The sequence below is a fragment of the Allochromatium vinosum DSM 180 genome, from assembly GCF_000025485.1.
In the GTDB taxonomy this organism is placed as follows: Bacteria; Pseudomonadota; Gammaproteobacteria; order Chromatiales; family Chromatiaceae; genus Thermochromatium; species Thermochromatium vinosum.
Window position 1 is genome coordinate 13,662 of record NC_013862.1, and the last position, 26,268, is coordinate 39,929.

The 26,268-nt window shown below is 53.4% G+C and carries 29 protein-coding genes; 14 read left to right on the forward strand and 15 right to left on the reverse strand.

Annotation, left to right across the window (positions count from 1 at the left end; all coding sequences use genetic code 11):
• Nucleotides 1–247: 247 nt before the first annotated feature.
• Both ALVIN_RS16240 and ALVIN_RS16790 read right to left on the reverse strand, forming a co-directional pair.
• Nucleotides 248–1,411, reverse strand: coding sequence for a YagK/YfjJ domain-containing protein (locus ALVIN_RS16240; RefSeq protein ID WP_012979587.1), 1,164 nt, complete (start codon nucleotides 1,409–1,411; stop codon nucleotides 248–250).
• A gap of 121 nt (nucleotides 1,412–1,532) precedes the next feature.
• Nucleotides 1,533–2,657: an inovirus Gp2 family protein gene (locus tag ALVIN_RS16790; RefSeq protein WP_012979588.1), complete on the reverse strand. Its 1,125-nt coding sequence runs from the start codon at nucleotides 2,655–2,657 to the stop codon at nucleotides 1,533–1,535.
• Between the two features lie 1,061 nt (nucleotides 2,658–3,718).
• On the opposite strand from ALVIN_RS16790, the gene ALVIN_RS16255 reads away from it, so the two are divergent.
• From ALVIN_RS16255 to ALVIN_RS17730, 10 genes are all read left to right on the forward strand, one after another.
• Nucleotides 3,719–4,057, forward strand: a complete 339-nt coding sequence (locus ALVIN_RS16255) for a hypothetical protein (protein ID WP_317623711.1) — start codon at nucleotides 3,719–3,721, stop codon at nucleotides 4,055–4,057.
• A 42-nt stretch (nucleotides 4,058–4,099) separates the two neighbouring features.
• Nucleotides 4,100–4,357 carry a hypothetical protein gene (locus tag ALVIN_RS16260; RefSeq protein ID WP_012979590.1) on the forward strand — a complete coding sequence of 86 codons (258 nt, stop codon included), beginning with the start codon at nucleotides 4,100–4,102 and terminating at the stop codon, nucleotides 4,355–4,357.
• A gap of 52 nt (nucleotides 4,358–4,409) precedes the next feature.
• Nucleotides 4,410–5,309, forward strand: a complete 900-nt coding sequence (locus tag ALVIN_RS16265; RefSeq protein ID WP_012979591.1) for a recombinase RecT — start codon at nucleotides 4,410–4,412, stop codon at nucleotides 5,307–5,309.
• A gap of 104 nt (nucleotides 5,310–5,413) precedes the next feature.
• A complete protein-coding gene (locus ALVIN_RS16270; protein ID WP_012979592.1) occupies nucleotides 5,414–6,418 on the forward strand; it encodes a YqaJ viral recombinase family nuclease in 1,005 nt (334 codons plus the stop codon).
• A 96-nt stretch (nucleotides 6,419–6,514) separates the two neighbouring features.
• On the forward strand, nucleotides 6,515–7,465 hold the full coding sequence (locus ALVIN_RS16275) for an AAA family ATPase (RefSeq protein WP_012979593.1): 951 nt from the start codon (nucleotides 6,515–6,517) through the stop codon (nucleotides 7,463–7,465).
• On the forward strand, nucleotides 7,462–7,785 hold the full coding sequence (locus ALVIN_RS16280) for a hypothetical protein (protein WP_012979594.1): 324 nt from the start codon (nucleotides 7,462–7,464) through the stop codon (nucleotides 7,783–7,785). The genes ALVIN_RS16275 and ALVIN_RS16280 overlap by 4 nt, the downstream gene beginning before the upstream one ends.
• 81 nt (nucleotides 7,786–7,866) lie before the next feature.
• Nucleotides 7,867–8,841 carry a DUF3150 domain-containing protein gene (locus ALVIN_RS16285; RefSeq protein ID WP_012979595.1) on the forward strand — a complete coding sequence of 325 codons (975 nt, stop codon included), beginning with the start codon at nucleotides 7,867–7,869 and terminating at the stop codon, nucleotides 8,839–8,841.
• Nucleotides 8,842–8,929: 88 nt separating this feature from the next.
• Complete coding sequence (locus tag ALVIN_RS16290; protein ID WP_012979596.1) at nucleotides 8,930–10,738, forward strand: VWA domain-containing protein; 1,809 nt, start codon at nucleotides 8,930–8,932, stop codon at nucleotides 10,736–10,738.
• Nucleotides 10,739–10,813: 75 nt separating this feature from the next.
• The gene (gene radC / locus ALVIN_RS16295) at nucleotides 10,814–11,317 is read left to right on the forward strand and encodes a RadC family protein (protein WP_012979597.1); all 504 of its coding nucleotides are present in this window, start codon (nucleotides 10,814–10,816) and stop codon (nucleotides 11,315–11,317) included.
• Between the two features lie 254 nt (nucleotides 11,318–11,571).
• On the forward strand, nucleotides 11,572–11,907 hold the full coding sequence (locus tag ALVIN_RS17730) for a hypothetical protein (protein WP_148217654.1): 336 nt from the start codon (nucleotides 11,572–11,574) through the stop codon (nucleotides 11,905–11,907).
• Between the two features lie 3 nt (nucleotides 11,908–11,910).
• Here the strand turns inward: ALVIN_RS17730 and ALVIN_RS17380 are convergent, their stop codons facing one another.
• From ALVIN_RS17380 to ALVIN_RS16355, 10 genes are all read right to left on the reverse strand, one after another.
• The gene (locus ALVIN_RS17380; protein WP_043796534.1) at nucleotides 11,911–12,297 is read right to left on the reverse strand and encodes a hypothetical protein; all 387 of its coding nucleotides are present in this window, start codon (nucleotides 12,295–12,297) and stop codon (nucleotides 11,911–11,913) included.
• 87 nt (nucleotides 12,298–12,384) lie between these two features.
• A complete protein-coding gene (locus tag ALVIN_RS16795) occupies nucleotides 12,385–12,990 on the reverse strand; it encodes a lysozyme inhibitor LprI family protein (protein WP_012979599.1) in 606 nt (201 codons plus the stop codon).
• A 248-nt stretch (nucleotides 12,991–13,238) separates the two neighbouring features.
• A complete protein-coding gene (locus tag ALVIN_RS16320; RefSeq protein WP_043796536.1) occupies nucleotides 13,239–13,874 on the reverse strand; it encodes an IrmA family protein in 636 nt (211 codons plus the stop codon).
• 175 nt (nucleotides 13,875–14,049) lie between these two features.
• Entirely contained in the window at nucleotides 14,050–14,322 is a 273-nt protein-coding gene (locus ALVIN_RS18255; protein ID WP_012979602.1) for a YkgJ family cysteine cluster protein, read from the reverse strand.
• Nucleotides 14,323–14,329: 7 nt separating this feature from the next.
• Entirely contained in the window at nucleotides 14,330–15,952 is a 1,623-nt protein-coding gene (locus ALVIN_RS16325) for a hypothetical protein (RefSeq protein ID WP_012979603.1), read from the reverse strand.
• Nucleotides 15,953–16,019: 67 nt separating this feature from the next.
• Nucleotides 16,020–17,120, reverse strand: coding sequence for a hypothetical protein (locus ALVIN_RS16330; RefSeq protein ID WP_012979604.1), 1,101 nt, complete (start codon nucleotides 17,118–17,120; stop codon nucleotides 16,020–16,022).
• 581 nt (nucleotides 17,121–17,701) lie between these two features.
• Complete coding sequence (locus ALVIN_RS16335; RefSeq protein ID WP_012979605.1) at nucleotides 17,702–17,995, reverse strand: type II toxin-antitoxin system RelE/ParE family toxin; 294 nt, start codon at nucleotides 17,993–17,995, stop codon at nucleotides 17,702–17,704.
• On the reverse strand, nucleotides 17,983–18,270 hold the full coding sequence (locus ALVIN_RS16340; RefSeq protein ID WP_012979606.1) for a CopG family ribbon-helix-helix protein: 288 nt from the start codon (nucleotides 18,268–18,270) through the stop codon (nucleotides 17,983–17,985). The genes ALVIN_RS16335 and ALVIN_RS16340 overlap by 13 nt, the downstream gene beginning before the upstream one ends.
• 535 nt (nucleotides 18,271–18,805) lie before the next feature.
• Entirely contained in the window at nucleotides 18,806–19,021 is a 216-nt protein-coding gene (locus tag ALVIN_RS16350) for a hypothetical protein (RefSeq protein WP_043796537.1), read from the reverse strand.
• Nucleotides 18,981–19,700 carry a recombinase family protein gene (locus ALVIN_RS16355; RefSeq protein ID WP_012979608.1) on the reverse strand — a complete coding sequence of 240 codons (720 nt, stop codon included), beginning with the start codon at nucleotides 19,698–19,700 and terminating at the stop codon, nucleotides 18,981–18,983. Before ALVIN_RS16355 ends, ALVIN_RS16350 begins: the two co-directional genes overlap by 41 nt.
• Nucleotides 19,701–19,920: 220 nt before the next feature.
• On the opposite strand from ALVIN_RS16355, the gene ALVIN_RS16360 reads away from it, so the two are divergent.
• The 3 genes from ALVIN_RS16360 to ALVIN_RS16365 all read left to right on the forward strand — a co-directional run bounded on the left by ALVIN_RS16360 (nucleotide 19,921) and on the right by ALVIN_RS16365 (nucleotide 21,550).
• On the forward strand, nucleotides 19,921–20,622 hold the full coding sequence (locus ALVIN_RS16360; protein WP_012979609.1) for a DNA-binding protein: 702 nt from the start codon (nucleotides 19,921–19,923) through the stop codon (nucleotides 20,620–20,622).
• Nucleotides 20,623–20,763: 141 nt separating this feature from the next.
• Nucleotides 20,764–21,117: a hypothetical protein gene (locus ALVIN_RS17395; protein WP_012979610.1), complete on the forward strand. Its 354-nt coding sequence runs from the start codon at nucleotides 20,764–20,766 to the stop codon at nucleotides 21,115–21,117.
• A gap of 25 nt (nucleotides 21,118–21,142) precedes the next feature.
• On the forward strand, nucleotides 21,143–21,550 hold the full coding sequence (locus tag ALVIN_RS16365) for a hypothetical protein (protein ID WP_012979611.1): 408 nt from the start codon (nucleotides 21,143–21,145) through the stop codon (nucleotides 21,548–21,550).
• 80 nt (nucleotides 21,551–21,630) lie between these two features.
• Here the strand turns inward: ALVIN_RS16365 and ALVIN_RS17400 are convergent, their stop codons facing one another.
• The 3 genes from ALVIN_RS17400 to ALVIN_RS17415 all read right to left on the reverse strand — a co-directional run bounded on the left by ALVIN_RS17400 (nucleotide 21,631) and on the right by ALVIN_RS17415 (nucleotide 23,820).
• A complete protein-coding gene (locus ALVIN_RS17400) occupies nucleotides 21,631–22,200 on the reverse strand; it encodes a hypothetical protein (RefSeq protein WP_148217656.1) in 570 nt (189 codons plus the stop codon).
• A gap of 65 nt (nucleotides 22,201–22,265) precedes the next feature.
• A complete protein-coding gene (locus ALVIN_RS17405) occupies nucleotides 22,266–22,748 on the reverse strand; it encodes a hypothetical protein (RefSeq protein ID WP_012979613.1) in 483 nt (160 codons plus the stop codon).
• 478 nt (nucleotides 22,749–23,226) lie between these two features.
• Nucleotides 23,227–23,820 (reverse strand): esterase/lipase family protein, encoded by a 594-nt coding sequence (locus tag ALVIN_RS17415; RefSeq protein WP_012979615.1) that lies wholly within the window; start codon nucleotides 23,818–23,820, stop codon nucleotides 23,227–23,229.
• A gap of 1,571 nt (nucleotides 23,821–25,391) precedes the next feature.
• On the opposite strand from ALVIN_RS17415, the gene ALVIN_RS16370 reads away from it, so the two are divergent.
• Entirely contained in the window at nucleotides 25,392–26,237 is an 846-nt protein-coding gene (locus ALVIN_RS16370; RefSeq protein WP_012979617.1) for a RepB family plasmid replication initiator protein, read from the forward strand.
• The last annotated feature ends 31 nt before the right edge of the window (nucleotides 26,238–26,268 follow it).

Sequence of the window (26,268 nt, forward strand, 5' to 3'; positions counted from 1 at the left end):
TACCGGATCACAGCCTGGATGCAGCACTCAGCGGGTCTGTCGCTCCCCTCTTCCGTAGAGGCTCAATCCCCATTGTAGACGAACTCTGACCAGGCCAAGTTCGTGCTCAGAAGCACTCACGGTCTACGAGTGCGTCGTACTCTATCATGCCCCCGCTAAAACCGCCCCTATCGCCTCCTGAGCGCCTGTGAACCGATCCCAGTCCTCTCCGACTCACAGACGCTCTGAGCGTGATAGGTGGCGAATCCTACGTGATGTTTTTCGCCCGCCACCGATTCCAATGCTGTTCCATATTCGACTGCTCGACTGAATACGCATCGGAATACTCCAGACCAACCTCCGGAGAACGTCGGAGGTACCCACGACCAAAGGTACGTCGCTGTGGATGTTGCAACTGCATGAAGTAGTCGACGACACACAGATTCCGTAACGCCAGATCCAGATTGCACCACCGTGACCACTGATCCCGCTGAATCATCCCCGTCCCCAAGGGTAGATACTTGCCGGAATCGATATGCTGATTCCAGAAACGGGCCTCATGCCCAACCTGTTCTCGCCAGTGTCGACCGATCCGCTCGGACATTTCCCAACCACTCAACACCGCGCTCCCATCGAAGAAGAAGAACCACTGGTAGTAAAACCCCTTGTAGGCCGCATAGGAGAGCTTCCAGATAGAGCCGACCAGATGCTCAAACAGACCGCTGGTGGCGAAGCTCTGGGCAAACGCCTGTTGGTGGTCTAAGGTTTGATCCAGCGTGATGTACGGTCGACGTTTCCTGGAGCAGCGCACCGGATCTCGATAAGTCAGTTCGATCCGACACACCATCAGTTTTTCCGTGCGTTCCAGCCGAGACTTCACATAGGAATGCAACCGCTGATGACGATGCTGCATCTCACGATAGCGTTGCTGGATGTCGAGGAAGAACGGTTCGGAGTGAAAGAGCGACCGTAACGCCTCGACACAGGTCTGGAGTACGTCATAGACACGTTGATGATCGATCGTGATCGCGTCCTCACGATAGAGCTGGATAATCTCCTGAAGATCAGGCGGCTGTTCGACCTGTCGCAGGAAACAGGAGACCCAGGGATCGAACTCATGCTGCGGAAAATGGCGACGGATCAGAGGGGCATCAAACCGAATCGCCTGATAGAGCTTTAAACCCAGTGGGTGCTTTTTGACATCGAGATACGTTTGACCCTGAAGTGTACGCTGCAACGTGAACAATGGATCGCCATGTTGGTGTTGGTCTAAGGCCAATCCGAGTTCGACCACACGGATCAGGGCATCGAGTCCGTCCTGATCCCGACTGATGTAACGTAAGGGTTCTTCAAGCTTGTTATATTGACGCTGCAACAGACTGTCCCGGAGGATAGGGTAAGCGTCAAACAGCGCATCGTCGATCTGGAACATAGTGTACCTCAGACGTAGTGGGATGGAAGCTTTGGCTGGATCACCCTGTCAGTTGGACGTCTCCTGGAAAGTTTCGATGTCGTCTCCAGCCAAAGCATGTCACGTCCGAGTATTTTTTGGACTACCCTGACCTGTCGGTCGTGTGATCCGTCGATGCTGTTTGACGTGGACGACCCCGTTTGACCGTCGTTACGGGTTTGATCCATCCCCGTCCAAAGGCTCGCCGCCTTCCTGTATGTTTCAAACTGATAAAGTCATCGACCTTGCACAAATACTGAACCACGCGCTGTAACGCTTGCCGTTTGGTTTGATCCGCATGATCGATCTGTCCGATTCCCAGGTGGCGATATTGGGTTTTGTAGACATTGCAGTTCCAGTAAGTCGCGTGTGAACCGACGATGACTTTCCAGTGTTCACCGATCAAGTGTCCCAGTGTCATATCCTCCCGAACCTTGGACCCATCGAAAAAGAACAGCCAATGGGTATGAAACCCTTTCAGAGCGCCGTGTTCGATTTTCCAGACATATCCCACGAGATGTTCAAACAGCGGTTCACGTTTCCAACTCCGGGTGAACCGCTCACGGTACGCTAAGGCGTCTTCAAACGTCACCGGTGTCCAATCACGATCATGACACTGAGACGGCGTTAGAAACGACAAATCGACCCGGACCACCAACAGTCGCGCATAGCGTTCAAACAGATAATTGATATAGTTCAAGCTGCCTTGGTACAAGTCTCGACTCGCCTGCCGTCGAATTTTGATCCGTTTCGCCATCTCTGAACCGGCCATGAACAACCGCAACCCATTGGCAAACTCGTTGAGATCCTCCACCAACCTGAACACATCGACGCTATCCGGGTGCTCGTGATACATCTGGACCCTGGAGACCAAGGATTCGTCGGCGTTGAGGTGTTGGAGAAAACACTCCACCAGCGGATCGAACACATGAAATGGAAAATGCTCACAGATTTTTAAGGCATCGACCCGGATCGCTCGAAAGAGGATTTCTCCTAGCGAACCACGACGCATGAAGAGGCGTGGTTGACCGCGTCGCTGTCTGACCTGGAACAGGACATCACGATTTCGGCTCAGGGCGATCATCAGGGTATTGAGACACTTGACTTTATCTAAGGCGTCCTTGTCTTCTGTTCTGATACGCTGGGCATTCCCTGGATCGTTGACCAGCAAACTCTCATCCAGCGCATAAAAAATCTCAGGCGGCATTTTGGCATTGTCGATCATCATCACTGTCGCTCACCGTGTTGTTAACCAGGAAACCAAGACCGATGGCGGGGAGGTCTGGAACGTGAATCTTCACGTCACACCATCGACAGCGGAGGTATTTTTTTATCTCTATGCTCTCGGTCTGTTCGTGGGTCTAACAGGATGGACAGAGGTTCAGGACCAGGAAGGTTGATCCGTCTGATCGTTGACGTATGGAGTCAGTCCGTCTATCAGGATCGGGTCGTGATGGAAGATCGCTCGTTGGCACCTCTGGACATCCAGCCCTGAGACTCTTCAGGACGGATGGATTCTTTTACTGAAAGGTAACACTCTGGATCTAGCTGAGAGGCTTTATGTATCTAGCTCGATCTCTGTCTTGACATTCATACTGTATGTATGAATGTACTGTGTGGCTCATGGGGCGATGTATCCCTTCTGGCGCTATCAGGCTCTGTCTCTTTTCTCTACTAAAGTATCTGTTTATAGGCGCGCTGTTAGCGAGTTTCTATCAGGCTCTCTCTATCAGTAGGATGATTATGATATAAACAGGTCTATGGATAGCTCTGTTGAACAGGGCGCTATAGGCTATTGATGTATGTACTAAAGTGTTAGATGGTCTTATGCGCTATGAAGTATCAAGTGCTCTATGGGCTGTTAAGCCTATGAATGATCTGTGCCAGATAGCTGTTGTGCTTATCTAACTCTATATACTCCAGAAGTCCCCTCGGGTTTCTCGTCCTGAAAACCCCTGAATCACCAGGATCTTTCAGGCGCGGTCCTCCTTGAAATCCAGATCAAACGTCGCTGACGACTTTCAAAAAAGTTAGGGTTCCAGCGTCGGTTCCGAATCAGATCGATTCCCCCCCGGCGACAGACCCACACGCTGGTCATAAAAAGTTGGATCGGACTGAAAAACAGTCACATATATCTCAGGTGAGGAGTCTTCGGACTCCGTATTAAAACGTCCGCGGCAATCGCTGGAATGCTGAGATTTCATCGCGCTGCAATCGCGTGGCGTTTTCCCCTGTCATGTTACGTATGAGGTCACGGTCATGGTGTTGTCATGTCCACACTGTCAGTCGATGAAAATCGTCAAACGGGATGTCGCCAAACGGATGGGCGGTCTGCTGGGAACGGTGGGAGGAGCGGCCTCTGGAGCGGCCAAAGCGATGGAGGGTGCTCAGGTGGGCAGTCGTGTCGGTCTGGTCGCCTTTGGTCCGATGGGAGCGACCCTGGGAGGTTTTGCCGGAGCCTTGCTGGGTGGCTTGCTGGGAGCGACGACCGGTGGGGTGGCGGGTGCCAAACTCGGTGAGGTGATCGATGCGCAGGTGTTGCACAACTGCGAATGTCTGCACTGCGGGCATCGCTTCAGCGATCCGAACGCCGACGAGGCGTTCGATCCGGGGGTCTTTCGCGCCTGAAAGACTGTGTTCATGTTCACACCGCGCTCGGAGGAACCGGCCATGCCGCTCTCAATCAGTGTCCATGCCGTGGCGAAGATCCAGGTCAGCGCCGACGGGCGACCGTTTGAACACCAGGGGCGAATGCATTGGTGGCAATCGCTGTTGTTGTTCGACTGTCACGACGCCCTGATCGGGGAGATCACGCTGCATCTGCATCGTCCCGAGGTGGCCTTACCCGTCGGTGATCAGCCGCCGTACTGGGGTCTCGATCCCCAGCGTCAGCCGTTGGTCATCGAGGCCGATGAGGCGCCGTTCTAATCCCACCCTCACACACGGGACCACGGTCCCGTGTTTTCCATGGAGGTTCATCATGGCTCAGTCCATGCAACCGTCCAGTCCTGATCTCCGTCTCCAGGTTCCCGAGACGACCCTGAGCGCACTCGGACTGGATACCACCACCTGGCAGGTGCTCACCGAGAGCATCTTTCCCAACGCCAACACCGCCCAGGGCATCCTGTTGGCGGTGCGCTACTGTCAGGCACGCGGACTCGATGTGCTCAAGCGTCCGGTCAACATCGTGCCGATGTGGAGCAAGCGGCTGGGTCGTGAAGTCGAAACGATCTGGCCGGGGATCAATGAGGTGCAGATCACCGCCGCACGGACCGGTCAGTATGCGGGTCTCGATCCGGCGCAGTTTGGTCCCGATCAGAACCGGACCTTTCAGGGACGGGTGAAAACGAACGGCAACTGGCAAGACGCTCAGGTCGAGGTGACGTTTCCCGAATGGTGCGAGGTGACGGTCTACCGTCTGCTGCACGGGATGCGTTGTCCGTTCTCCGAACGGGTGTACTGGTTGGAAACCTACTCACGCTCGGGCGGGGCGTACTCCGAGGTGCCAACCGCCATGTGGATCAAGCGACCACGGGGACAATTGTTGAAGTGTGCCAAGGCCGCCAGTCTGCGAGCTGCGTTTCCCGAGGAAGCCGACTATACCGCCGAGGAAATGGCCGGCAAGTCACTCGAACCCGAAGAGATCCTGGTCGACACGCCGTCCGTTTCGACCGACAACACCCCCGTCGACCCACCTGAGACGCCGGACTGGATGGCTCAGATCGATGCGCTGATCGAACGGGCGGCCAACAGCCAAGCGTGGAACGCGGCCCAGGACTACTTTCACCAGCGGTTCTCCGGGGAGGCCCTGAGCTATGCGCTCCAGGGACTGGAACGTGCCCAGGAACAGGCCCTGTCGCCGACCGCTGAAGCGGCCTGATCCCATCCCGCTCTCTCAATCCTTTTTATCAAACCGCTCTCTCAACCCTCTTCAGGTCAGTCATCCCCGGATGACTGGCCTTTTTTACGGCCTGGAGATCTCGAATGCACACGATCGATCATCGTCAACGCACTCCCGAGTGGCACGCTTGGCGTGCCCTGGGGATCACGGCGTCGGAGTCGCCGATCATTCTCGGGCGCTCGCCGTACAAGACGCCCTGGCAACTGTGGGCCGAACGCACCGGTCTGCATCCCCCGGAGGATCTGCGTACCAACCCCGTGGTTCAGCGGGGAATCGCCCTGGAAGACACGGTGCGTCAGGGCTTTGAACGTCGGCATCGAACACTGTTGATGCCGCTGTGTGCCGAATCGAGTCAGTATCCGGTGTTGCGCTGTTCGCTCGATGGACTCTCGGCCCTGGGTGAACCGGTCGAACTCAAGGTACCCACGGTGGCGACCTATGAGGCCATCCGCGACCAGGGCGATCAGGCCACGGCCTACCGACTGGCGTGGTGTCAGTTGCAGTTCCAACTCTATGTCACGGAAGCGACCCAAGGCTGGTTGGTGTTTGATCCCTGTCGCGACGGACTGGAGGCGCTGGAGTTCTGTCTGCCACGGGATCAATCCTTCATTCAGGACGAACTGGTTCCGGCCTGTCTGACCTTCTGGGACTTGATCCAAACCGGACAGGCTCCGGTTACGGACCCAACCCGCGACGCTTATCAGCCGTCTGAAACCGAGCGCGAGACCTGGACCCGACTAGCCCAGGACTACCACGCCTTGAAGGCGGAACGTCAGCGTCTGGAACCCCCGCTCAAGGCGGTTCAGGAACGGCTGCGCGACCTGGAGGCGCAATTCGTGACCCTGATGGGCACTTCCCGTCAGGCCGACTATGCCGGGGTACGGGTGACACGCTATCTGCAATCCGGGGCCGTCGACTATGGCGCCCTGTTAGCCGACATCGCTCCGACTCTGGAGGCTTCACGCTTGGAACGCTTCCGCCAACCCGCCAGTGAGCGGGTCAAGGTGACGCTGCACGCCCCTGCAACAGGTGTAGACGCCGAACCTGTCCGTGCGTCTGTTTCAACCATTCCTTCGTTCTACTTCTAACCCCCCACCGATCCAACCCACAGCGTTCCGATCTCTGGAGACGGCTCCAGGGAACGGGCGTCTGTGCGTGTTGGTGTTCAACACTGGAGAGGATTCATGTCTACCCAATCGTTCACTGTCGCCACGACCTTTGGTGTCAACGCCCGTCCCGAGCTGGAGGTCCAGGGATTCGCCGATGCGACGCATCCGCAGATCCCCATCCGTCAACCCTATGTCTTTCGTCCCGAGCTGCTGCGTGATGTGCTGGCCTATCTGCATGAGGCCCGTGGCGATGGACTGTTTCTGACCGGTCCCTCGGGAGCGGGGAAGACCAGTCTGGTCACACAGATCGCCGCGCGGTTGAATTGGCCGGTCCAGGCCGTGACCTGTCATGGCCGGTTGGAACTCAGTGCCCTGATCGGTCAGTTCGTGCTGGTCAATGGCTCGACCCAGTTCGTCCATGGTCCGCTGTCGGTGGCGGTGCGTGAGGGTCACATCCTGATCCTCAATGAAATCGACCTGATGGACCCCGCGGAACTGGCTGGATTGAACGACATCATCGAGGGTCAACCGCTGGTGATTGCTGAAAACGGCGGTGAGGTGATCCGACCGCATCCACGCTTTCGGCTGTTCGTCACCGGCAACTCGGCGGGAGCCGGGGATCGTTCGGGACTCTATCAAGGGGTCCAGCGTCAGAATCTGGCGTTCATGGACCGCTTCCGGGTGATCGAGGTCCGGTACCCGGAGCCGGAGGTAGAAAAGGCGGTGATCCAGGCCGCCGCTCCCAAGCTGCCGGAACTGATCATCGACAAGATGCTGTTGGTGGCCGCTGAAGTACGACGGTTGTTCCAGGGCAGTCAGGAAGGCGAACCGGAACTGACCGTGACCCTCAGTACCCGGACCCTGGTGCGCTGGGCGTCTCTGAGTCTGACCTTCAAGGGCGCGCCCAATGTCTTTGCCTATGCCCTGAGCCAAGCCTTGACCGCACGGGCCGAACCCGAGCAGCGGGAGGCCATTCATCGTCTCTGTGCCGACATCTTCGGCGACTACTGGACGACGACGCCATGAACCGCTTCGAGTTGTATCGGTTCCGGCATCCCGATGGTCGGTCCAAGGAGTGGGCCTATCGGGATCTGGGTAACGGCGAGACCGAGATTCGCTGGGGACCAGCCCGACACCTGGGGCAATTCCAGTGTAAACCGTTGCGTGTGACCCTGGATCGAGCACGGGCCAAGCTCCGTCAGGGGTACACCTATGTCGGTGCGGTCTGGCTCGATGCGCAGGGACGTCCCACGTCATCGGCTCCATCCTCCACGCCAGATCGTCGTCGTCCCGCCCTGAAGCTCTCGGACCTGCTGGGTCCGACCGACGACAGCTTCTACTTCTGACCAAACCTTTCATCGCCCACAGCGGCGTCACGTTCGCCGCTGGGCGAACGTGTGCGTCGTCGTGTCATTGAGGAATACGCCATGCACGTCAACCCCACACTGACCACACTCACCGATCAGGTCACACTGATCATTCTGTCGATCTCCATCTGGTCGGGTCGCAAAAAGCTGCGGGCCGAGGATCTCAAGCTCGGTACCGAGATTCCACCCGAGGATCTGGTGTCGCTGGGATCGAAACGCATCTGTGATCCCGACACCCTCAAGGGCTTCCATCGCCTCAAGCAGGCCGCCGAACGGACCTGTCTGCGGGTCGGAACCCGCTTTCTGGGCGGGTATGCGGTGCCCAAGGTTCACGCCGAGTCGGTGGCCGAGCAACTGGCGCACCTCAAAACCGAGTTCGATCAGGAAACGCAGACTTTTCTGTCGGGCTACGACCAGGCGCTCAATGCCTGGATCGCCAGTCTCCCGGCCTGGGAAGCGCCGATTCGTCGGGCGATTGAACCGGCGAACCTTGTGGCCGGTCGGTTGCGCTTCGGCTATCAGTTGGTGCAGATCACTCCGGCTGAACAGTCGGGAACGCTGGAGGACGAGATCCAGGGATTGGGCGATGGCGTGTTTGCCGAGGTCGCACAGATGGCCCGTGATCTGGACGGGAGCTTTGAGGGCCGTGACCGACTCCATCGGCGGGCGCTGGGTACCTTTGGACGTATCCGCGACAAGCTGGCCTGTCTGTCCTTCATCGATACGCGAATCCAGCCGGTGGTCGACACCCTGGATGACTGGTTGGGACGGCTGCCGGACACCGCGCCCATCACCGGGGCGCTGTTCAATGAAGGCATGGGACTGGCGTTGTTACTGGCCGATCCTGAACGTCTGGCCCGGCATGGAGCCGGTCAATGGACCCTTCAGCAACACTTGGCGGCGACCTTTGCCGCGTCCACACCGATGTTCGTTCCCCCATCACGGGGACTTCCGGAGCGGGCGGATCAGGCTCACACCGTCGATTGTCCGTTGGTCACAGCGGACGAGTCCGAGATCCGCAGTTTCTTCTTCTGATCCCTGACAGACCGACACCGTTCGTTCCCTTCCCTGATCCGGCGCTTCATCCCTGGGGTGAAGCGCCTTTTTTTATGTGGAGATCCTCATGTCCCTGCACACCTTGACCCGTGCCCTGCCGATCGTGGCGGCGGCCTATGGGCGTCGTTTCGGTATCCCGGTTCAGGTCGGAGGCGATCAGGCCCACACCGATGGGCGGATGATCCAGATCCCGACGCTCGCCGACACCGCTCAGGCGCACACCCTGGCCTTTGGCTATCTGGCCCATGAAGCCGGGCATGTACGCTTGACCGACTTCAACCATCCCCGTCATCCCACGGCGCTGGGTCGCTGTATCGAGAACATCCTGGAAGATGTCCGCATCGAGCAGGCGATGATCCGGGACTATCCGGGGACGCGCCAGACCCTGGATACGGTGGTCGAGACCCTGATCGCGCAGGGTCGACTCTCACCTGTCACGCCGAACAACACACCCTCTGAGATTCTGGTCAATGGACTGCTGGCTCTGTCCCGAGCACGTTACCGTCGGCAATCGGCGCTCACCCGGCACGCACAGACCGCCGATCAGGTCATGCGTCAGGTGTTTGGCTCCCGCTTCGTGCCGCGTCTGCATGGACTGCTGACCGAGATCCCCACCCTCACGAGTACAGCGGAGACGATCGCCCTGGCGCAACGGATCATTGCCCTGATCGAGCAGGAATCCCAGGAGCCGGAGGATTCCGGGACGTCGACAGCAGCCGACACCGGGGAGGGCGAGCCGCCGGAAAGCCGTCCGGGATGTGGGACAGACCGTGATGATCCGTCATCCAGAGCCGAGGCTGAAGCGGATTCACCCACGTCCCAGGACACTGAATCTGATCCCCAAGACGCGACTGGAACCGGAGCGGAAGATCAGGACAGGATTGAGGCCACGGAGCACACGACCAACCCCAGGCGTCAATCGACGTCGAACACGGACACCGATCCGGCGTCAGTGGACACCACAGCGGGACGACAGACCACGCCATCGAGTACGGACTTGGTATCCAGCGCGATGCAGGACGCCCTTCAGTCGACGCTGGAGGCGGGTGAACACCAACTCCCCGAGGATCTGTTTCAAACCGTTGCCGAAACCTTGGGGGCGCAGAGCGTCTATGCCCCGACCCTGTTGCCGACCATGGAGCGCTTTCGGGGTGAACCCCATCCGGGTCAGTCGGCGTTGCAGCGAGCGAAGATCCATTCGGCCAAGCTGACGGCGCGTTTGCACGCCTTGGTCGAGGCTCAGACCTTGGAGCAGACCCAGATCACACCACGCGGACGGGCGTTGTCGAGTACCCATCTGCATCGCGCCGGTGTGGGCAATCCACGGATCTTTCGTCTCCGGGATCACAAGACCGCCCCAAATACGGCCTTGCATCTGCTGATCGATCTGTCGGGGTCGATGGCCGGTGGTCAGGATGTCCTGGCGTTGGACGCGGCACTGGCCCTGGCCTTGGCCTTGGAACCGATCAAGGGCGTGTCCTGTGCGGTATCGGCGTTTCCAGGGATCGAGGGTCAGGAGGATCGGATCACCGGTCTGCTGGGGCACGGTGAACGGGTCGCCACCCGTGCTGGAGCCTTCGTGCAACGTGGACGGGGTGGTACCCCGATGACCGGTGCGCTGTGGTTTGCGGCGGCGGATCTCTTGGGACGTCCGGAAGCGCGCAAGGTGATCCTGACCCTCACCGATGGGGTTCCAAACGACATCGACAGTACCCGTGACCTGATCCGACAGGCCACGGCAGCGGGTCTTCAGATGCTCGGTGTCGGCATTGAAGTGGATGTCTCGCGAGTGTTTCCCCACGCCATCCGCATCAATGACATCGCCGATCTGAAGCGCGAACTGTTCCACATCACCGAGCACCTACTGCTCGCCTAGTCCCGTCCTTCATCCATCCCTGGAGACAGTCGGCCTGTCAGGGGCCGGCGTCTCCATCCTTCATGGAGATCCATCATGTCCCATCCCAACCCATGGCGGGTGCTGGAGTCTGATGCCCAGCGTCGTCCCACCCTGAGTTTTACCGAACGCACCCTGGTGGCCGAGGCCATCGACTGTCTGGAGCGGCACTATCGGGTCGCTCAAGAGGCCCTCACCAGTCCGGACGCCACCCGCGACTACCTGAAGTTGCGTCTCTACGGACTGACCTATGAGGTCTTCGCGGTGCTGTTGCTCGATAACCGTCATCGCGTGTTGCGCTACCAGGAACTGTTTCGCGGTACCATCGACACGGCCTATGTTCATCCCAGGGAAGTGGTGCGCCTCGTCATCGAAAGTGGAGCGGCAGCGGTCATCTTCGCCCACAACCATCCATCGGGGAGTAGCGACCCGTCCCAGGCCGATCGGACCTTGACCCGCAAGCTTCAGGACGCCCTGGCGTTGATCGAGGTGCGGGTGCTCGATCACATCATCGTCGGTGAGGGGCGGGGCATGTCGTTTGCCGAACAGGGTTGGCTCTGAGCAGCGTGTTGTCGGGTGACTCGTTCCCTCCAGTGCAGGAGACACGGCTCAGGTGGGCCGTGTCTCCTGTTGGATCGGAGGCTTTTTCTTTTTCGACTCAACGGATACGATTCAAGGGTTACAGCCGTTGGGATGTTGTTTTCTGTACGAAGGCTAGCGCATTGATTTCGGTTACAGTATCGCTTGACTTATTGTGTTCAAACTGAAGAAATATGAATTCTTAGTGCTCAACGTTAATCAGCAAAATATCCAATATGAAAAAAATCACCGTACATTGTAACTCCGGATCTGATTCGGAGTGTTTTGGAACCGTAGACGTTCATCTACCTTATGCTGGAAGTTATGCGGCTAATCCGAATTGGGTTTTTGATAATGATCAAGAAAGAAAAGTAGTTGAAAGCGTTTCAATAATGCCTGACCGCTCTCAAAGAAAGCAGTGGCTAGAAGCTAATAGACACCATCTTACTGAAGAGCAAAAAGAGTTAATCATAACTCAAGGGTTTTTTGATCTCGATTACGATGACATTGACGATAAAGAAGTGTGTGGGGCGTGCGGAACAGATCAAGAGCATGGAGACGACGATGATTGATGCTCAATCCCTTCTAGTCAAGGACTTCAGGATAAAGGTATAACCGGGTCGCTCGGATTCGGCGGTACTCCGAGCGATCTCAATAGCGGTGCGTTCGGTTTCAGCGCGGATGATCTTGGAGTATGACACACTCCGCGATCCTTGACGCATCTCATACTGAATGCGATAGCTTGTAGGCGACGCCTGTTGCACCGTCACGCTTTTCAAAACAAATCTATAACCAGGGCGTTCAGACTGCGCCTGTCCCTTGACGATCTCAATGGCGGTGCGTTCCGTCTCCGCTGTGACGGTTCTGATATGGGAGACGCTGTTGTGTCCGTGGCGTAGTGCATAGCGGATGGTATAGCGCTGATCGGCCCAGGCGGTCGATCCGAGGATCGCCAAGACCATGAACGGGAGCGTCAGGCGACCGACAGACCGCGACGGGTGGCTCCGATCCTGCGTTGGCTCCGTGAAGCGTTGGCCTCGCATACGCGGCTACTTCCAGGCACACACACTGGCCTGGGCATTTGTCCAGCAGGCTCCATCACGGGTCAGACGCCCCAGATCTGAATGCGCATGTGAGGCATAGGCGTCCTCGTTCCAGAAGCCAAGGGCGACGCCGGGTTGCTCGACCTGGACCATTGCAAAATAGGCCGGCGTGTAGATCTGGAAGCTACCGTCCGAATCCAGCGATCCCGTACAAGGACCATCGATGTAGCGCTGCCCCCGGACCTCCAGGCGGCAACGACTGAACCGCGTGGACTCCGGATCGGCGACAGCGACCTCCAGGGCCTCCAGGCGCTCACGGTAGGCTCTGACCAGACATGGGCGATCCTGGCACTGGTTACGCTTGGCGAGCCATATCCGTTGCGACTTCTTGAGCGCCTGCCGGGCCGAGTCTCCCGATGTGGCACGCCATACGGCCTGATACTGTTCCGCTAACACTACGTCCAGTGCGCCGAGTTCCGGGTCTTGGCAAATGGCGTTTTCCACTAGCGTGGCGGCTTTGGAACAGTCAAACGACGGCTGCGCGACCGTGTGCAGCATCTGCAACGCCAGACCCGTAGCCAGTACAATCCGTGCGATCGTTTTGAGTGTCATCAAAGCCCCCAACAGGTGATCTATGCCGATTCGACCGCAACCGAGAACCTACCGCTGTCCTCAATGCGGTTGGTCAACAACCGTACATCCTAAAAGTGACGCCCTGAAGCCCAGTGAATACTTTTCAGAATGCCCGTCGTGTGGTCATCAAGACCTGCACACCGAATCCACTCCCTTGGCATTGACACTGGCGGGCCAGCTATTTTCGCGGATTTCAAGGCTTCGCAAGCCGTAACACGATCCTGGCGTCAACCGGCTTCCCAGGCGCTCCGAAACGTCACGGTGCTGCCTGTCTGAATTTTTGTACCTGGAGCGGGAGTAATTCGATAAGGGCAACCATAGCCACTAAAATCAGTATCTTCCGGTCCGTGAATAGAGATTTCCTTGGGTACAAGTCCTGCATTCTTCAGCGTTTCACCATAACTTAAATCACAGTCGGACGCTGGGTTTGGAACAACTGTTAAGGTATCGGCTGCGGCTTTGTCGGTATTACGCGCCGATGTCGTGCGAATCTTGAACGGTTTGAAATCTTCAGGAACCAGCACCTTCTGGGCTAGCAGGTCGACTTGCTTGCCTTCGATGATCGCCGTAGCCTGATCGACAACAATGGTCAGATCATCGTCGCAAAAATGCTCACTTTCAGCGAACGCATCAGCGTAGCGATCAGCCGATCCATTCCCGAAAGTGGCGATCTCCAAGGTTCCGGTAGCGATACTCTCGCCTGAAGCATTCAACGCTGAAAACGATACTTGCAGGTTTTCAATCGATTGCAGTCCGCTGTCAAAAAAGAATACCGCCGAGCACTGGCCCTGGTTGGCAAACAGCTTGTTCGTGTTCCAGAAGCGGATCGTTTCGACATCGGCTGCACTTGAGGCTGCCGCCAAGCATTGATCCGAGTAAGCATAAGGATTCGCCCGATCTTTCTCAGCACACCAAGAATCCCCGACTGGGTATCGACACTCAGGAGTGGCGTCCGGTTGCGGTAAGCATTTGGCTGAAACTAAACCGCTCAGTAAAGTCAAAGCGAAAGCGCTTAAAATATATGTGTTAGCTCGCATTTTATAACTCCATTTTTTTTAATTCAGCCAGTTGACGACATGCTTGCAGGTTTAAATCAACGAATTCATTCCAGCTGTATAAATGCGCATAGTGCAGCCTATATTGTAGGTCTACACGACAGATGTCAGGTCTGTTGGCATAAATAGTGCAGAATTTGCTTATTTCGTTGTAATGCGAGCATATTCCATCACCACGGTCTAAAAATCGTGTTTCCTCAGCCAAATTGACATTCTGACAACACAGTCCGCAACGGTTACAGGGAAAGTGTTGCATTATTCACTTAAACTAACGATGCCAACCACTTTCGAGTACTGGTAGCATTACCTATTTCGTAGGGAAGCTCAATACCTCGCTTTTCCACTTCCGCCTTCAAAAGAAGGCTGCGCTCAATTTCAGTATTGCAGGACGTCAGTTCTTGCGAAAAAGCATGAAATTCAACAGTGTCAAGATTAAACTCAAGCCGACTCAACTCAAGCAAATAGCGATCAAGTTCCGCATTGATCGCTTTGAATTTATTCACAGAATCGGCATGAGGCATAATCGATTCAGCAAAAGCCCATATTTTTTGGGCTAATGTACTGTAGATCATAAAATAATTGAGTCCGAGTGTAATCACTCCTGTGATCAGCGCACTGGCAAAAGCCGCTAGCTCGCTACCAAACGGAAAGCTGAGGAATGGTATCAATTGAGTGTAAATCATTGTTCCTGCTACTGTGGCGACCGCCACAGACAAAATTGACACCACAGATTTACAGAGATCGACAAAACCAAGTCGCTCAGGGTTAAAAATAATCAATTTGATGGCTTTAACGATATGCGCCCACATCTCGCGAATAATCTTGATAGCCATTTTTTGAGTGGTGGCAAAAATATTAAAGACAGTGGTCGTAACGCTAGAGAAAACACCTGCAAAAACACCATCCTTGAATGCAATCAAAAAATCTTGGAATCGCGCTTTAACGCGCTGCCATATACCTTGCAATGTCTCTTGAATGCTGTTGAAAAATTCATAAATATCAAAGTTATTTTTGATTTTTTCAAAAATGATAGGAATTTGAACACGAAGCTCAAACCAGACTTCGGCCAGGATCAGACCTAGCATTTGTCGAGTGCCCATCTTCAGTCCAGCCAAACCGGATGCTGTAGCAGTCTGTTTCAAAAATTTGCTGCTCGTGTAGTATGTAACATTGACTTGCTGGTTGTATGCTTCCCTAGCAACTCGATCTCTTTCTCGCATTGCATCAGGATCAACAGACTTAAGTTTTTTAATTTTTTCCTCTTGTTTTTGAATCTTGCTTTCAAGTTCACGAATTTTTTGTTTTTGTTCCAGCGTATCACTTGGCATACTAGAAAGACGCCGCTGATAGTCGTCTAGAGTTTTTTCATGCGTATTAATAAGATTAGGTAGTTTTTCCAGATACTGATCAATAGGCGTTTGCTTTTTTGACTTATTAATAGTCTCCGATGTTGTTTGAAGATTGCTATCTTGGTTAGCTAAGTTAGAACCGTCTAACTCGGCTAAAACTCTCCCAGCATCATCATGTATTTCCTTAGCACTGATTACATGATCAAGATTACGCTGCTCATTGCGATCCATAACGCTGTCACTGTATGAATAGTAAAGTTTGCCTTCCTGCTGTAGCTGTTTATCTCTTTTTCCAGTTGCTTTATAATTTTCATGTGTATGATAAGTTTCTGAAGAGTATTCACCTCGATTTTCATAACTTTTCTTTTCTGCATCAGTAGCCCAAGTTCCTTGGCGAACATTGTGGATTGTATTTACATCACCACCAATCTTATCCTTAAATAAAATAAAATCTAATCCAAAAGTAGTGACAAAGCTGTTAACAACTGTTTTTTCGAGTTCTTCGAGCCAGGGATATTCAGCGGCTGCGGTTTGCATAGTAATACTCACAAAAATAAGATAAAGAAAAGGGGGATTTTCTCCCCCGAATATTTAACTAACAAAATCAGATCGCGGCGATCCCTCCAGCATCAGATCGAGCCTTGATCAAAACTTTGTCCAAATTCGTCTCGTTGACAATCATAAAATCGTCTTCATCTCTTTCCATTACAGGCACATCATTTTCATCTTTCAGAACTTCCCCATTGACTTTTTTGACCTTAAATATTGGCGTTGTAATAACATCTACTAGAATAGCCGCCAAAGCATAACCATTTTCGATAATCCGTATAATTTCATCATTGAGTTTGGCTAGCTCCGCCTCTTTATCAACATTTCGGCCTTTCAGGTCTTCCAAGAAACTGTCGATTTCCTTAAGGCTATCAAAGTACTGATTGAATTGACCATAAATCGAGGAAAGTACACCTTTGATCTTACGCGCATATTCCTCGGTTAAAATCAACTGTTCAATCGCCCTGCCAAGCTTTCCGACAGCTTCACTGACTTCAGTGTCAGCCTTACGCGCATTCTTAAGCGCCTCCTCACCATGACTGTTATAAGCCCATCCTGCAATTGCCAATATCGGTGCCGCAACGGCTGCACTTAGAATAGCTGTACCACCGGCCATACCTAAGCCGCCTGTCGCTAGCGAACCACCACCAATAGCCGCTAAGGTTGCGTTGGTTGCAGCAACGCCTGCAAGTGATGAAATCGCTGTACCTGTGGATGCGGCACCCAAAGCCATGACACCACCATAAACCGCGAAACCTGCCGCTGCACCGGCTGCACCGGCACCAACAACAGTGCCTAGCACACCCACGGCTGTATAGCTGTAGCTTTCGATTTTTTGCAGTTCATGCTTAGGAATACGTATTTCCAGTTTATTCTGGCGATTTGCCTGCAATTGCTGAAGAAGCTTATCGGCTAGAGTCTTAAATTCGCCAAAGCTTTGGCCGATTTCTAACTCTTTTTTTCCAAGCATTTCGAGGAAAAGTGTAGTTTCTGCTTCCTGTTCATCAAAAGCAGTTTTTTTTCTTTCATAGCGACTTTTAGCGCTTTTGACAATTTCATCTGCCTCAGAATGTTTTTGATAACCGTCGTAGCCTTTTTTGGCTCCATAAGCAGCCGTTGCTAAAGCAGCGGCACCGATAATGATTGGAAGTGGCATAGTAATAAACCTCTTTGTTAGCTAGCTTTAATCCATTCAGACATATTCCTCGCCGCTTACGGCGAATCATCTTTTTTTGCGTCTTAAAGACGCTATTAAGTGACGCTGGACCGCGAAGCGTGCAAGGCAGAACACAATACTATCCCGCTGTTTAGAAGGAATTTACTCCTATTGCATTGACTGCATTGGAAGCTGATTGTAGCAGCGCTTTCACTGATCGTTTCGTGACCCAGGTCAACTTTTTGGATATTTTCCGAACACTCGACGCAAAATGTACACTTTCCAGCTTCATTTCTAGGCTGTGACCCGGTAAAAGCACAGGCCAAGACGAAAGACCAACCTTGATAGTCTGTCACTTGCTCAATGGGCTGATCGCTGAAGATCCGTGCTAACGGCCATCCTGGATGGGGCGTTGAGACGATGTGGGTCGACGTGAACGGGGCGCGCGGCTGTCAGAGCCGTTACACTTAGAAACGACTGTAATTATTTGATCTTCGTCTCTTGACTGCCACCTGGTGGGGCGCTGGCATCCCACCACGGTGATTCGGGTGATTCGGCGTCAACAAGGCTCGTAGTAGCGTCTAAGGTGTTTCGCGCTGCTCTCTGGCGTGCCACACCCGCAGAATCACCACGCGACCGTCGTCGATCCGGTATCTCAGAACATAGCCACCCCGCCCAAAGGCTTCAAATAACTCCCGTCGCCCGGTTCCATCGTCCATCGGCGGGCCAATTTCGGGGAAGTCCGACAGCCGACTCGCCCCCTTCACGATCACTTGCGCGGCTTGGCGGGCAGCTTTTGGATGTGTGTCCATCAGGAACGCCCGTAATCGCTCCAGGTCATCGATGGCTTCCGGAAGCCAGATCACGTCGGGCATGGCGGGGCCACCTCACCTGTCGCCTCGTCCCCCCAGGTACTCAGCCAAGCACTGACCTCGGTCTGGGACACCGAACGCCCGGTGAGCTGGTAGCGCTCCCAGCGCTCCTGATCCTCCCGTTTTTCCTGCTCATAGCGCTCTTCGCGCTGCACATACTCCTCGATGGCGGCCTTCATCAGCCAATGGGGACTGCGGGCCTTGGCCGCGCTCAGGACTTTCAAACGCTGATGCAACCCAGCTTCGAGCTTGACGCCCGTGTTGACGAGTTTTTGCATGGAAGAGGCTTCATCGATAGTTGTAAGTGTTACAACTTATTACGCCAACAAACATCCACTGTCAAGAACGGAGTGCGGAGGTCAAACCGGTCGGATTCCGGGAGCGAACACCTGTGAGGCTGTTCACAGAACCGCCATCGCCTCACCCCCGTGGCTCATCCCACGGCGCACATCTGTGAAGGACGTCTCTGTTTTCATCGTCGCCACGCTCTAGTGTCTGCCCCACCAATGATTCAGGCAACGACAAGCGGCGTGGGCAACATGATGCAGACGACATCCCTCTACAACACCCCGGAACGCTCTCAACAGGAGCAGGTTCAACACTGGAACCATGAGTTGAGCCGCCTCAGTCATCCCCAAACCTACCGTGAGCGCGTGTTGGTCAATGTCTATCGACAGCTCATTCACAGTCGGAGTGACGAATCCAAGCAACCGCGTCAATAAACGCGGCTCTAAGATTCAAGCTCAACCGTATTCCAACGATCTAACCATCGTTGTTATAAAATAATCGCTTCAAGCCACAAGGTTGAATCGCTCAACCCTGTATCACGATGTCACGCTGCCACCCCATCCAGCGCACCCGTGACCAGGCGTCATCCAGGGTGTCGCTGAACGGTTCTAGGTGCTGTTCGCCTTGACCATCGAGCCATTCCGCGACGATCCCGAACTGTCCGGTACAGGTATCACGCCGTATCACCAAACGCTCGACATCACCGTGTACAATACGCTCCACCAGCTCGCCGTCGTTCATCGTTCTCTCCTTCAGCTCCAATCGACAGACAGATATTCTTGACTGTTTGCGGATGCCAATGGCGTTTCCCACGCGGAATCGCCCCTTGCGCATTCAGTTGCTTGGCAATCCCGCTGTAGCTCATTCCGGCTTCGCGCCACGTCTGCACCTGCCGTTTGATCACCTGTTCCTCGGGCTGCTCGATCAGGGCACGCCCATCCGATCCTAACTGATACCCGTAGGGAATCCCGCCCACACGTTCACCACGAACCCTCTTGGCCCTGAGAGCCGCCCTGGTGCGTGCACCGATGATCAGGCGCTCATATTCAGCAAAGGCATCGATGATGCGCCGCATTAAAATATCGGATGGACTGTCCGAACCGGTCCCCTCCCCGGCTGCCGACATGATGCGCGCCCCTTTGCGTTGCACGGCACTTTCGATCATGGCCACCACCAGCGGATCACGCCCGAGCCGGTCGCGTTTGGCGACCATCAACACATCGCCTGGATTCAAGACTCCAATGGCCTCCAGCAGCGCCGGACGCTTGTCCAACCCGGTCGACCCCGACACCCCTTCATCGCGATAAACCCCGGCCAGTTCACCCGCCGCTTTCAGACAGGCATCGTACTGCGCTTCCAGGCCGGCCCCGGAGTCGGTTTGCTGATCGGTACTGACTCGCAGATAGGCGAGCGTGGTCATCGAGGGGGTCTCCAGCGTCATCCAACACCCTTCGTACCCTACGCCGACCCGCTGCCAGCTTCAAGAACCGACCGGTGCTTGAAGATCGGGGTTAGTTTCTTTTGTTAGTTTGTTTCTTGATTACTTTATTTCTATCTTTGTTTGTTTAATCGTTGGTCATGTCTGATCCGGTGTGCTATCGTTGGGACACTCGCCCCACTCCGATCTGAGGAACCGCCCCATGCGTCCCGTGGAAGTCACCGATGAAGCAATCATTGAAGCTGGCCGCGCCCTGGTCGAGCAGGGTCGCAATGTGACCGGCTTTGCCTTACGCCAAGTGATCGGGAGTGGCGCCCCGAATCGCCTCAAGACGGTCTGGGATCGCCATCAGGCCCAGGGCCTCCCCCAACCCGAACCACGGCCCCTCCCCGATGGCATCGTCAATGTGCTCGATCGACTTGAAACCGAGTATTCAAAGCAACTGTATAAACTGGCCCTGGAAATCCAGGCGCTTGCGCATCAAGAAGCCGAGCAAACGCTACAAGCCGGTCGAGACCAGTGGCAGCACGATCGACAGGCGCTGGAACAAGAGGTAGAAGATGCCTCGCAGACGGTTGAAACCCTGGAGCAACAGATGCAAGAGCTTCAGGAAGAACGGGAGAGGTTACGTCACGAATTGCAGCAACAAGCGACGCAGATTGGAACGCTTCAAGCCCAGCTTGAACACGCCCATCAGCAGGTGCAGACGTTGACGACGGAGATGCAGCAGGAACGCGAGCAACGGACACTGGCCCGTGAGCAGGTCGCGCGTCAGGAGGGGGAGTTAGTGGCGTTACGGAAGATGCAGGCGGAATGGGCGAAGTCGAATGCGACCCCATCACAAGCGGTCAAGAAACGTTCCAGGGCGAGTGGATCTGCGTCGAGTAACGATCCGGATCGCTGATGCTCTTCTAAGACTGCAATCCGTACTTGCAGCCATTTGAACATAGCCTATCATTGGGAACATTCGGTATTGAATGCCTGCTGTAAATTAAGACATTCGATGGCGCATCACGAATCTGTATGAATCGCGAGAGATGAACGAATGGGGATCGTCAAGAATCGCACGTCCAAGCTGAAGCGGCAGACCATCACTGATTTCAGCCATGCGATGTCCAGTGCTCATGCGCTCTTCCTTGCGCGCTGTCCGCAATATGGACACCGTACCATGACGCGGGATGAATGGCTGGCCTTGCGGACGCTGGTACGGTTTCAGTACCGCGCCGGTATTCGTTCCGATACGCCAATGAATCACTGGATTTGGAAGCAAAGTCCGCCGTTTCCTTGCGATTCAGATCCCAGATCGGACGTGTTGCGTTGGCGACTGTCCAGATTGCCGTATCGCGGGTTAACGGAGCCGGACGACTCCTTTGATTATGATGCGGACATTCCATTCTGAAGCCATAGCCACCGGAGAAAACCCGATGCGAATCATCAAGTCTTACGATCCTGACACTGGCAACTGTGTTGGTGTCACCCTCGCTGATCCCACTGAGAAAAGCGGTGCATCGATCAGCGTATTCAATCGGGTCGAGACGGACGTGAAACTCCCGCTCGGCTGGTATCTGTTCAGCGATGGTCGAGGCGAATATGCGCTGGAGTGTCGTCCAACGGATGCGGATATCCTGGCCGAACTCACCTACCTGCTGGCCGAGGTGCAGGATTCAGAAGATGAGACCTTGCTAAATGTCTTTCGCCGACTGAGCGGGACGCGCTCGCCACTCTTATGGCGAGAGTTTGCGACCGATCGAATGACGGCGGTGAATGAGTCGCGCATTGAGCGTGCGGCCCAAGAGATTGTCGATGAATTGAATCGGTACGGATCTGTTTGATAGTTGGTAGAAGCAGGTACAACAGGACGCAAGAGCACGGAAGCTTGCCAAAAATGTAAGTCCGGAGTATCGAGCCATATCTAATGATCTATTTCAAAAAAACTCCGATCGATAAAAACCATTTTTTGCTCTAAGCCTTGGCTTCCAAACGGAATAATCACCGATTTCCCTTTGATTACCACCTTTGATTGACCTGAAAAATTTCCGATTAATTCCCAATTTTCAGTCCGGATCGCATCGGCAGGGCGTGCTGGAGGATGGTAAGAAAAGACATTGACTTGAAGATTAACAAATCCATCACCAACGGCTAAAATAATTTCGGGCAAGCCATCGGCATCAAAATCATGTGTTCCGGCCTGTACGAAACAGCTTTCAACGATTTCACTACTTTCATCAATGCAATCATTCTCAAAATCTGTCGGCAAATAACTGGCAATATTTAAATTCTCGAACATTACAAGGTAGTCCATTCCCGCTTGTGAGGCTCTTTTGACAATCAGCCGATCCGGTTTGATTGGCGCTTCAAATTCAAGATCCAATGAGGATGCGGCAAAAAATTCTTCAGGATGATTCCAAGTTATGGTTCGATCCAAACCGGATATCAATGTATCGGCTACTGCGCTACCAGACGCTGGTAGGTATCCGATCATGATAGCTATCGCGTAAAAAATATTTCTTTTAAACATCATAGCTTTTAAACTAATTAGAAGGCATTTTACTTACAATAAAAAAACACATTCTTATCATCATCGTTAACAACTAAAGTGCCGTTTTTTATTTGAAGCGTATAATTTTCATTATATTCTCCAGTATCTTCTACATTGCAACTAAAAACGCCTGAAATATAAGATTCACTAGAAGTCAATATTTTTTTCAACTCACAATACTGAGCGGCTGTTGAGAAGCTCGTTGTTTCAATGGAAACATAAATCTCCGAACCATTCTTACAGGCATCAACTGATTGCTCCCAGTGCCCATAAAATCGTTGTGGTATTACAGCTTTTGCAACATTCCCGGAACGCTTTTCCAGACATTGATCTGAATATGCATAAGGACTGTTAGTGTCATGTTCCGCGCACCAAGCATCGCCTTGTGGGTATCGGCACTCATCTGAAAAACTTGGATCAGGTAGGCATTTGGCCATGGCTGATCCATGCATAAAAGCAAGGGCGATTAGGGCAAGTTTAAATAAACGCATGTCAAAACCTATAAATTTATTATTATCTAATTATTCAACCTGATTTTAGTGCGATAGCCTTATTTGTTTTCTGAACAATACCCGCTACTGCCATCTGTAAGAAAGCCGCTTGGACAGCTAGTTCCCGTTTTTGGAATGACTCGGGGAGCAGGCGTTGAAGACGATATTTGCGTACAGTAGCCGCTGGAACCATCCGTTCGATAGCCATTGGGACAAATGTTGGTCAATTTCTGAACAACTTGCGGAGCCGGTTTTGATGAAGAAATGGGTGTGCAGTAGCCACTTGAACCGTCGGTACGATAACCGTTGGGGCAAGAACTACTGAGTTTCGGAACAGACGCTGAAAAAGCTTGCTGCGAGAGTACAGCCGTCAAAGCAAGAACAACTAACTTTCCAGATTGAGTTTTCAAGCTCATTTTGTTTGATATATAGTTTGTTTACTATGATTGATCGCTGGAACCGTTACGATTCAGCTTACTCAAAATTCGTTTTTACGAATGCACTCAACTAAAGCATGAGAGGCAAGTTTGCTTGTTACCATTCTTCTATGCGGAAATATAGGCATTTGAACGGAATCACCAACACTCATAATTGCGCTTTTTTGAGGAATAATCATTTGATCGTATTTTGTCCAAAAAGAAACGGGGCGCACTGGCAATAATGAGTCAACATTACTATTCAGATTTCTAAGATATGTGCTTCCTGGCCGCATTTGCAAACTACCTTTGAGCGGTAACAAGTAACTCAATACAGTCCCGTAGTGTGGGCTTGATACAGCAATAAACTTGTTTACGTTGTTCGTTCCTCCAAGATTCTGAAGATAGTGCCTGCTGACGATCCCGCCCATACTAAACCCAATCAAAGAGAATTGTTCGCCTCTTGGTATTTTACTCTCAGCAAAAATTTTCAACTGAAAGGCTAAATCTTCGATTCCTGCAATTCCGTAATTGGGACGAAGGTTTATGGAAAACGTTTTATATCCATGAGCCGTCATCAGGTTTGAGACATTCTTAAAAATGCGTTCAGTATCGAATATTCCATGTACTAAAACGATGTTTTTACTATCGCTCATACTGCCTGCGACCTTGAGCCTGTTTCAGCACTGACAGGATAGACTTCAGTCGAAATCACTGGCTTTTAGCTCTGTCAAGATGAACGGTTTGTTCACTGAAAAACACCTGATCAGTTAGAGTAAAGTATTTGAACGCATCAAAGCAGCCCGCAACCGAAAAGTTACAGACTTTGCAGGGTACGAAAGGATGTCGGATCTATCGGAAAAACAGGAGAGATAGGCTAGATCGCCCACCTGGACGATAGCGGGAACGCTGGAGGAAATGCAGGAAACGCCACCATGGGCGCTGGAGAACGGGGAGTCTGATCCCCTAGCCTGAACACGCATGTCCTACCTCCCGTCTTCCTGGACCCAATGTTGGGCGGGGTGTGTGGCTGTCGACCGTCCCTGTCTGACTGGTGACGGTCAGTGGATTGATCTGGATCGTACCCCGTTGACGGAGACGTGTAAAGGGAAAATGGATCGATGGGTTTGGATCTTTCCATCGACTCACGTCCATCATGAAGTCGAGTGCATCCTCAGCGAGGATGGTGCGATCCGTTCACAACCGGATGAGGTCTCAGTCTACACAACGCCCATCTACCACCCGCCCATTTTCGACATAGGACCGACACCCGCACGGATTGTTGTCGTGTTCGCAGGTGCCTTGAACACGCTCGCCGATCTGAGCGCCAAAGCTCGCCAGACAGTATCCAGCGCATTCTGAGGCATCACGGCATGGACGACCGGCATCAGGGTAGGGGATGACGCACATCGGCTGCTGCGCAAGACACACGCGCTTGATCTGGCCACCAGCTCGCTCGCAGGCCACCGGGTCGGTGTCGAGGGCTGGATCGGCCATAGCACAACCGGTGATGGCCAAAACCAGGATCAGCACGCCCAGGAGGACGGCGAACCACGTCAAGCCCAATCGCCTTGCTCGAACAGTCTGCATCTCGCCTCCTGTGTCTCGAACCGGTTGGGATGGGGTCGACGGCCTTGGCTCGACCGTAGACGGCTGTTGAATGGCGTCGATCGTAGTCCTTCAGGCCGTCAGGGTGAAGGGGGACCATGCTCGATGGCCTGATCCGGACTGGACACCTGGCTGACGGCTGAATGCCCGATCAAATACTGATCAGTCTAAATATCGTGGATATCTCAGTCTGCTCGATGGCTTGGGTTCCAGGCGCTGATCTTGAAGACACTACCACTTGGAGACTGCATTTTTAGGACTTTTCAGACTGGTAGGACGTTTCAGGTGAGGTTGGATCGCTTGAGACTGGGTGACTTTGGTGGCTTAATCGGACACTTTTTGTAGGATAATGGAGCGCTTTTCGGTTGGTTGCCGTTCGGTTATCCACAGGCGAGCAAAGTTATCCACAGGGGCGGTTTGCTTTTCTATACTTTCCCTTTTAATCTTTTCGGTGCGATATTTTTCTTATAAATCAATATTTTATACTGCAATACCAGTAGAGATTCCGGGCTACACCACGAGAGATTCCGGGCAATACCAGTAGAGATTCCGGGCTACACCACGAGAGATTCCGGGTATTATAGTAATATGAGTATCTAAAAATTACTGGTATCAGAAATTGTCGAAGCTCAAGCCGATCTACGTCACCAAGTCCAACAGTCTGGTTGAGGCGTGCTACTCCTTGTCTTTGGCCGAGCTACGCATCCTTCTAGCAACCATCGCTCAGATCGACAGTCGGCCAGGAGCGGCCCCAATTTCTTCTGATACGCCCTTCCCTCTACATGCAAGCGATCTAGCCAAACTGTTCCGTGTGCCGTCCAAGCAAGCCTATGAGCTGTTACGGGATGGTGCATCACGACTCTATGAACGTGATGTCATTATTGATGCGGCTACTACTGCTCATCCTAACAAGTACACTAAAAGTCGTTGGGTTTCCGCGATTACTTATGTCGAGGATGAAGGCTACGTCGATCTCTACTTTGCCCCCAAGGTGCTGCCGTTTCTTACAAACTTGGCAAGTGAGTTCACCCGCTATCAGATCAAACACGTTGCGCCCATGTCCTCGGTCTACGCAATCAGGCTTTACGAACTGCTCAAGCAGTGGGTGAAGATCGGGGAGCGTCAACTAAGCATTGACGAAATTAAAACCATGCTGATGATTGATAACGCCTATTCCAGTGTTACCGAGCTAAAACGCTGGGTTGTCACACCGGCCGTGCAACAGATCAACAAGCACAGTGACCTGAAGGTCACAATGGAACAGCGTAAACGTGGACGCACAATCACCGCCTTAATCTTCAAGATCGAAGCCAAGCGGGAAGCTCAACCTCCGCGCAAAAAGTCTGCTGCGAAACCCAAGCTCACACGAGAGTACGTCGAGAAATACGCCCATCCGGGAGAGAGCTGGGAGGACGCCAAAGCTCGAATCCAGCACCTGATTGATCAGGGTAAGACTCCAGCTTAATTTGCACATATGTACAAATGTAAATTTGTAA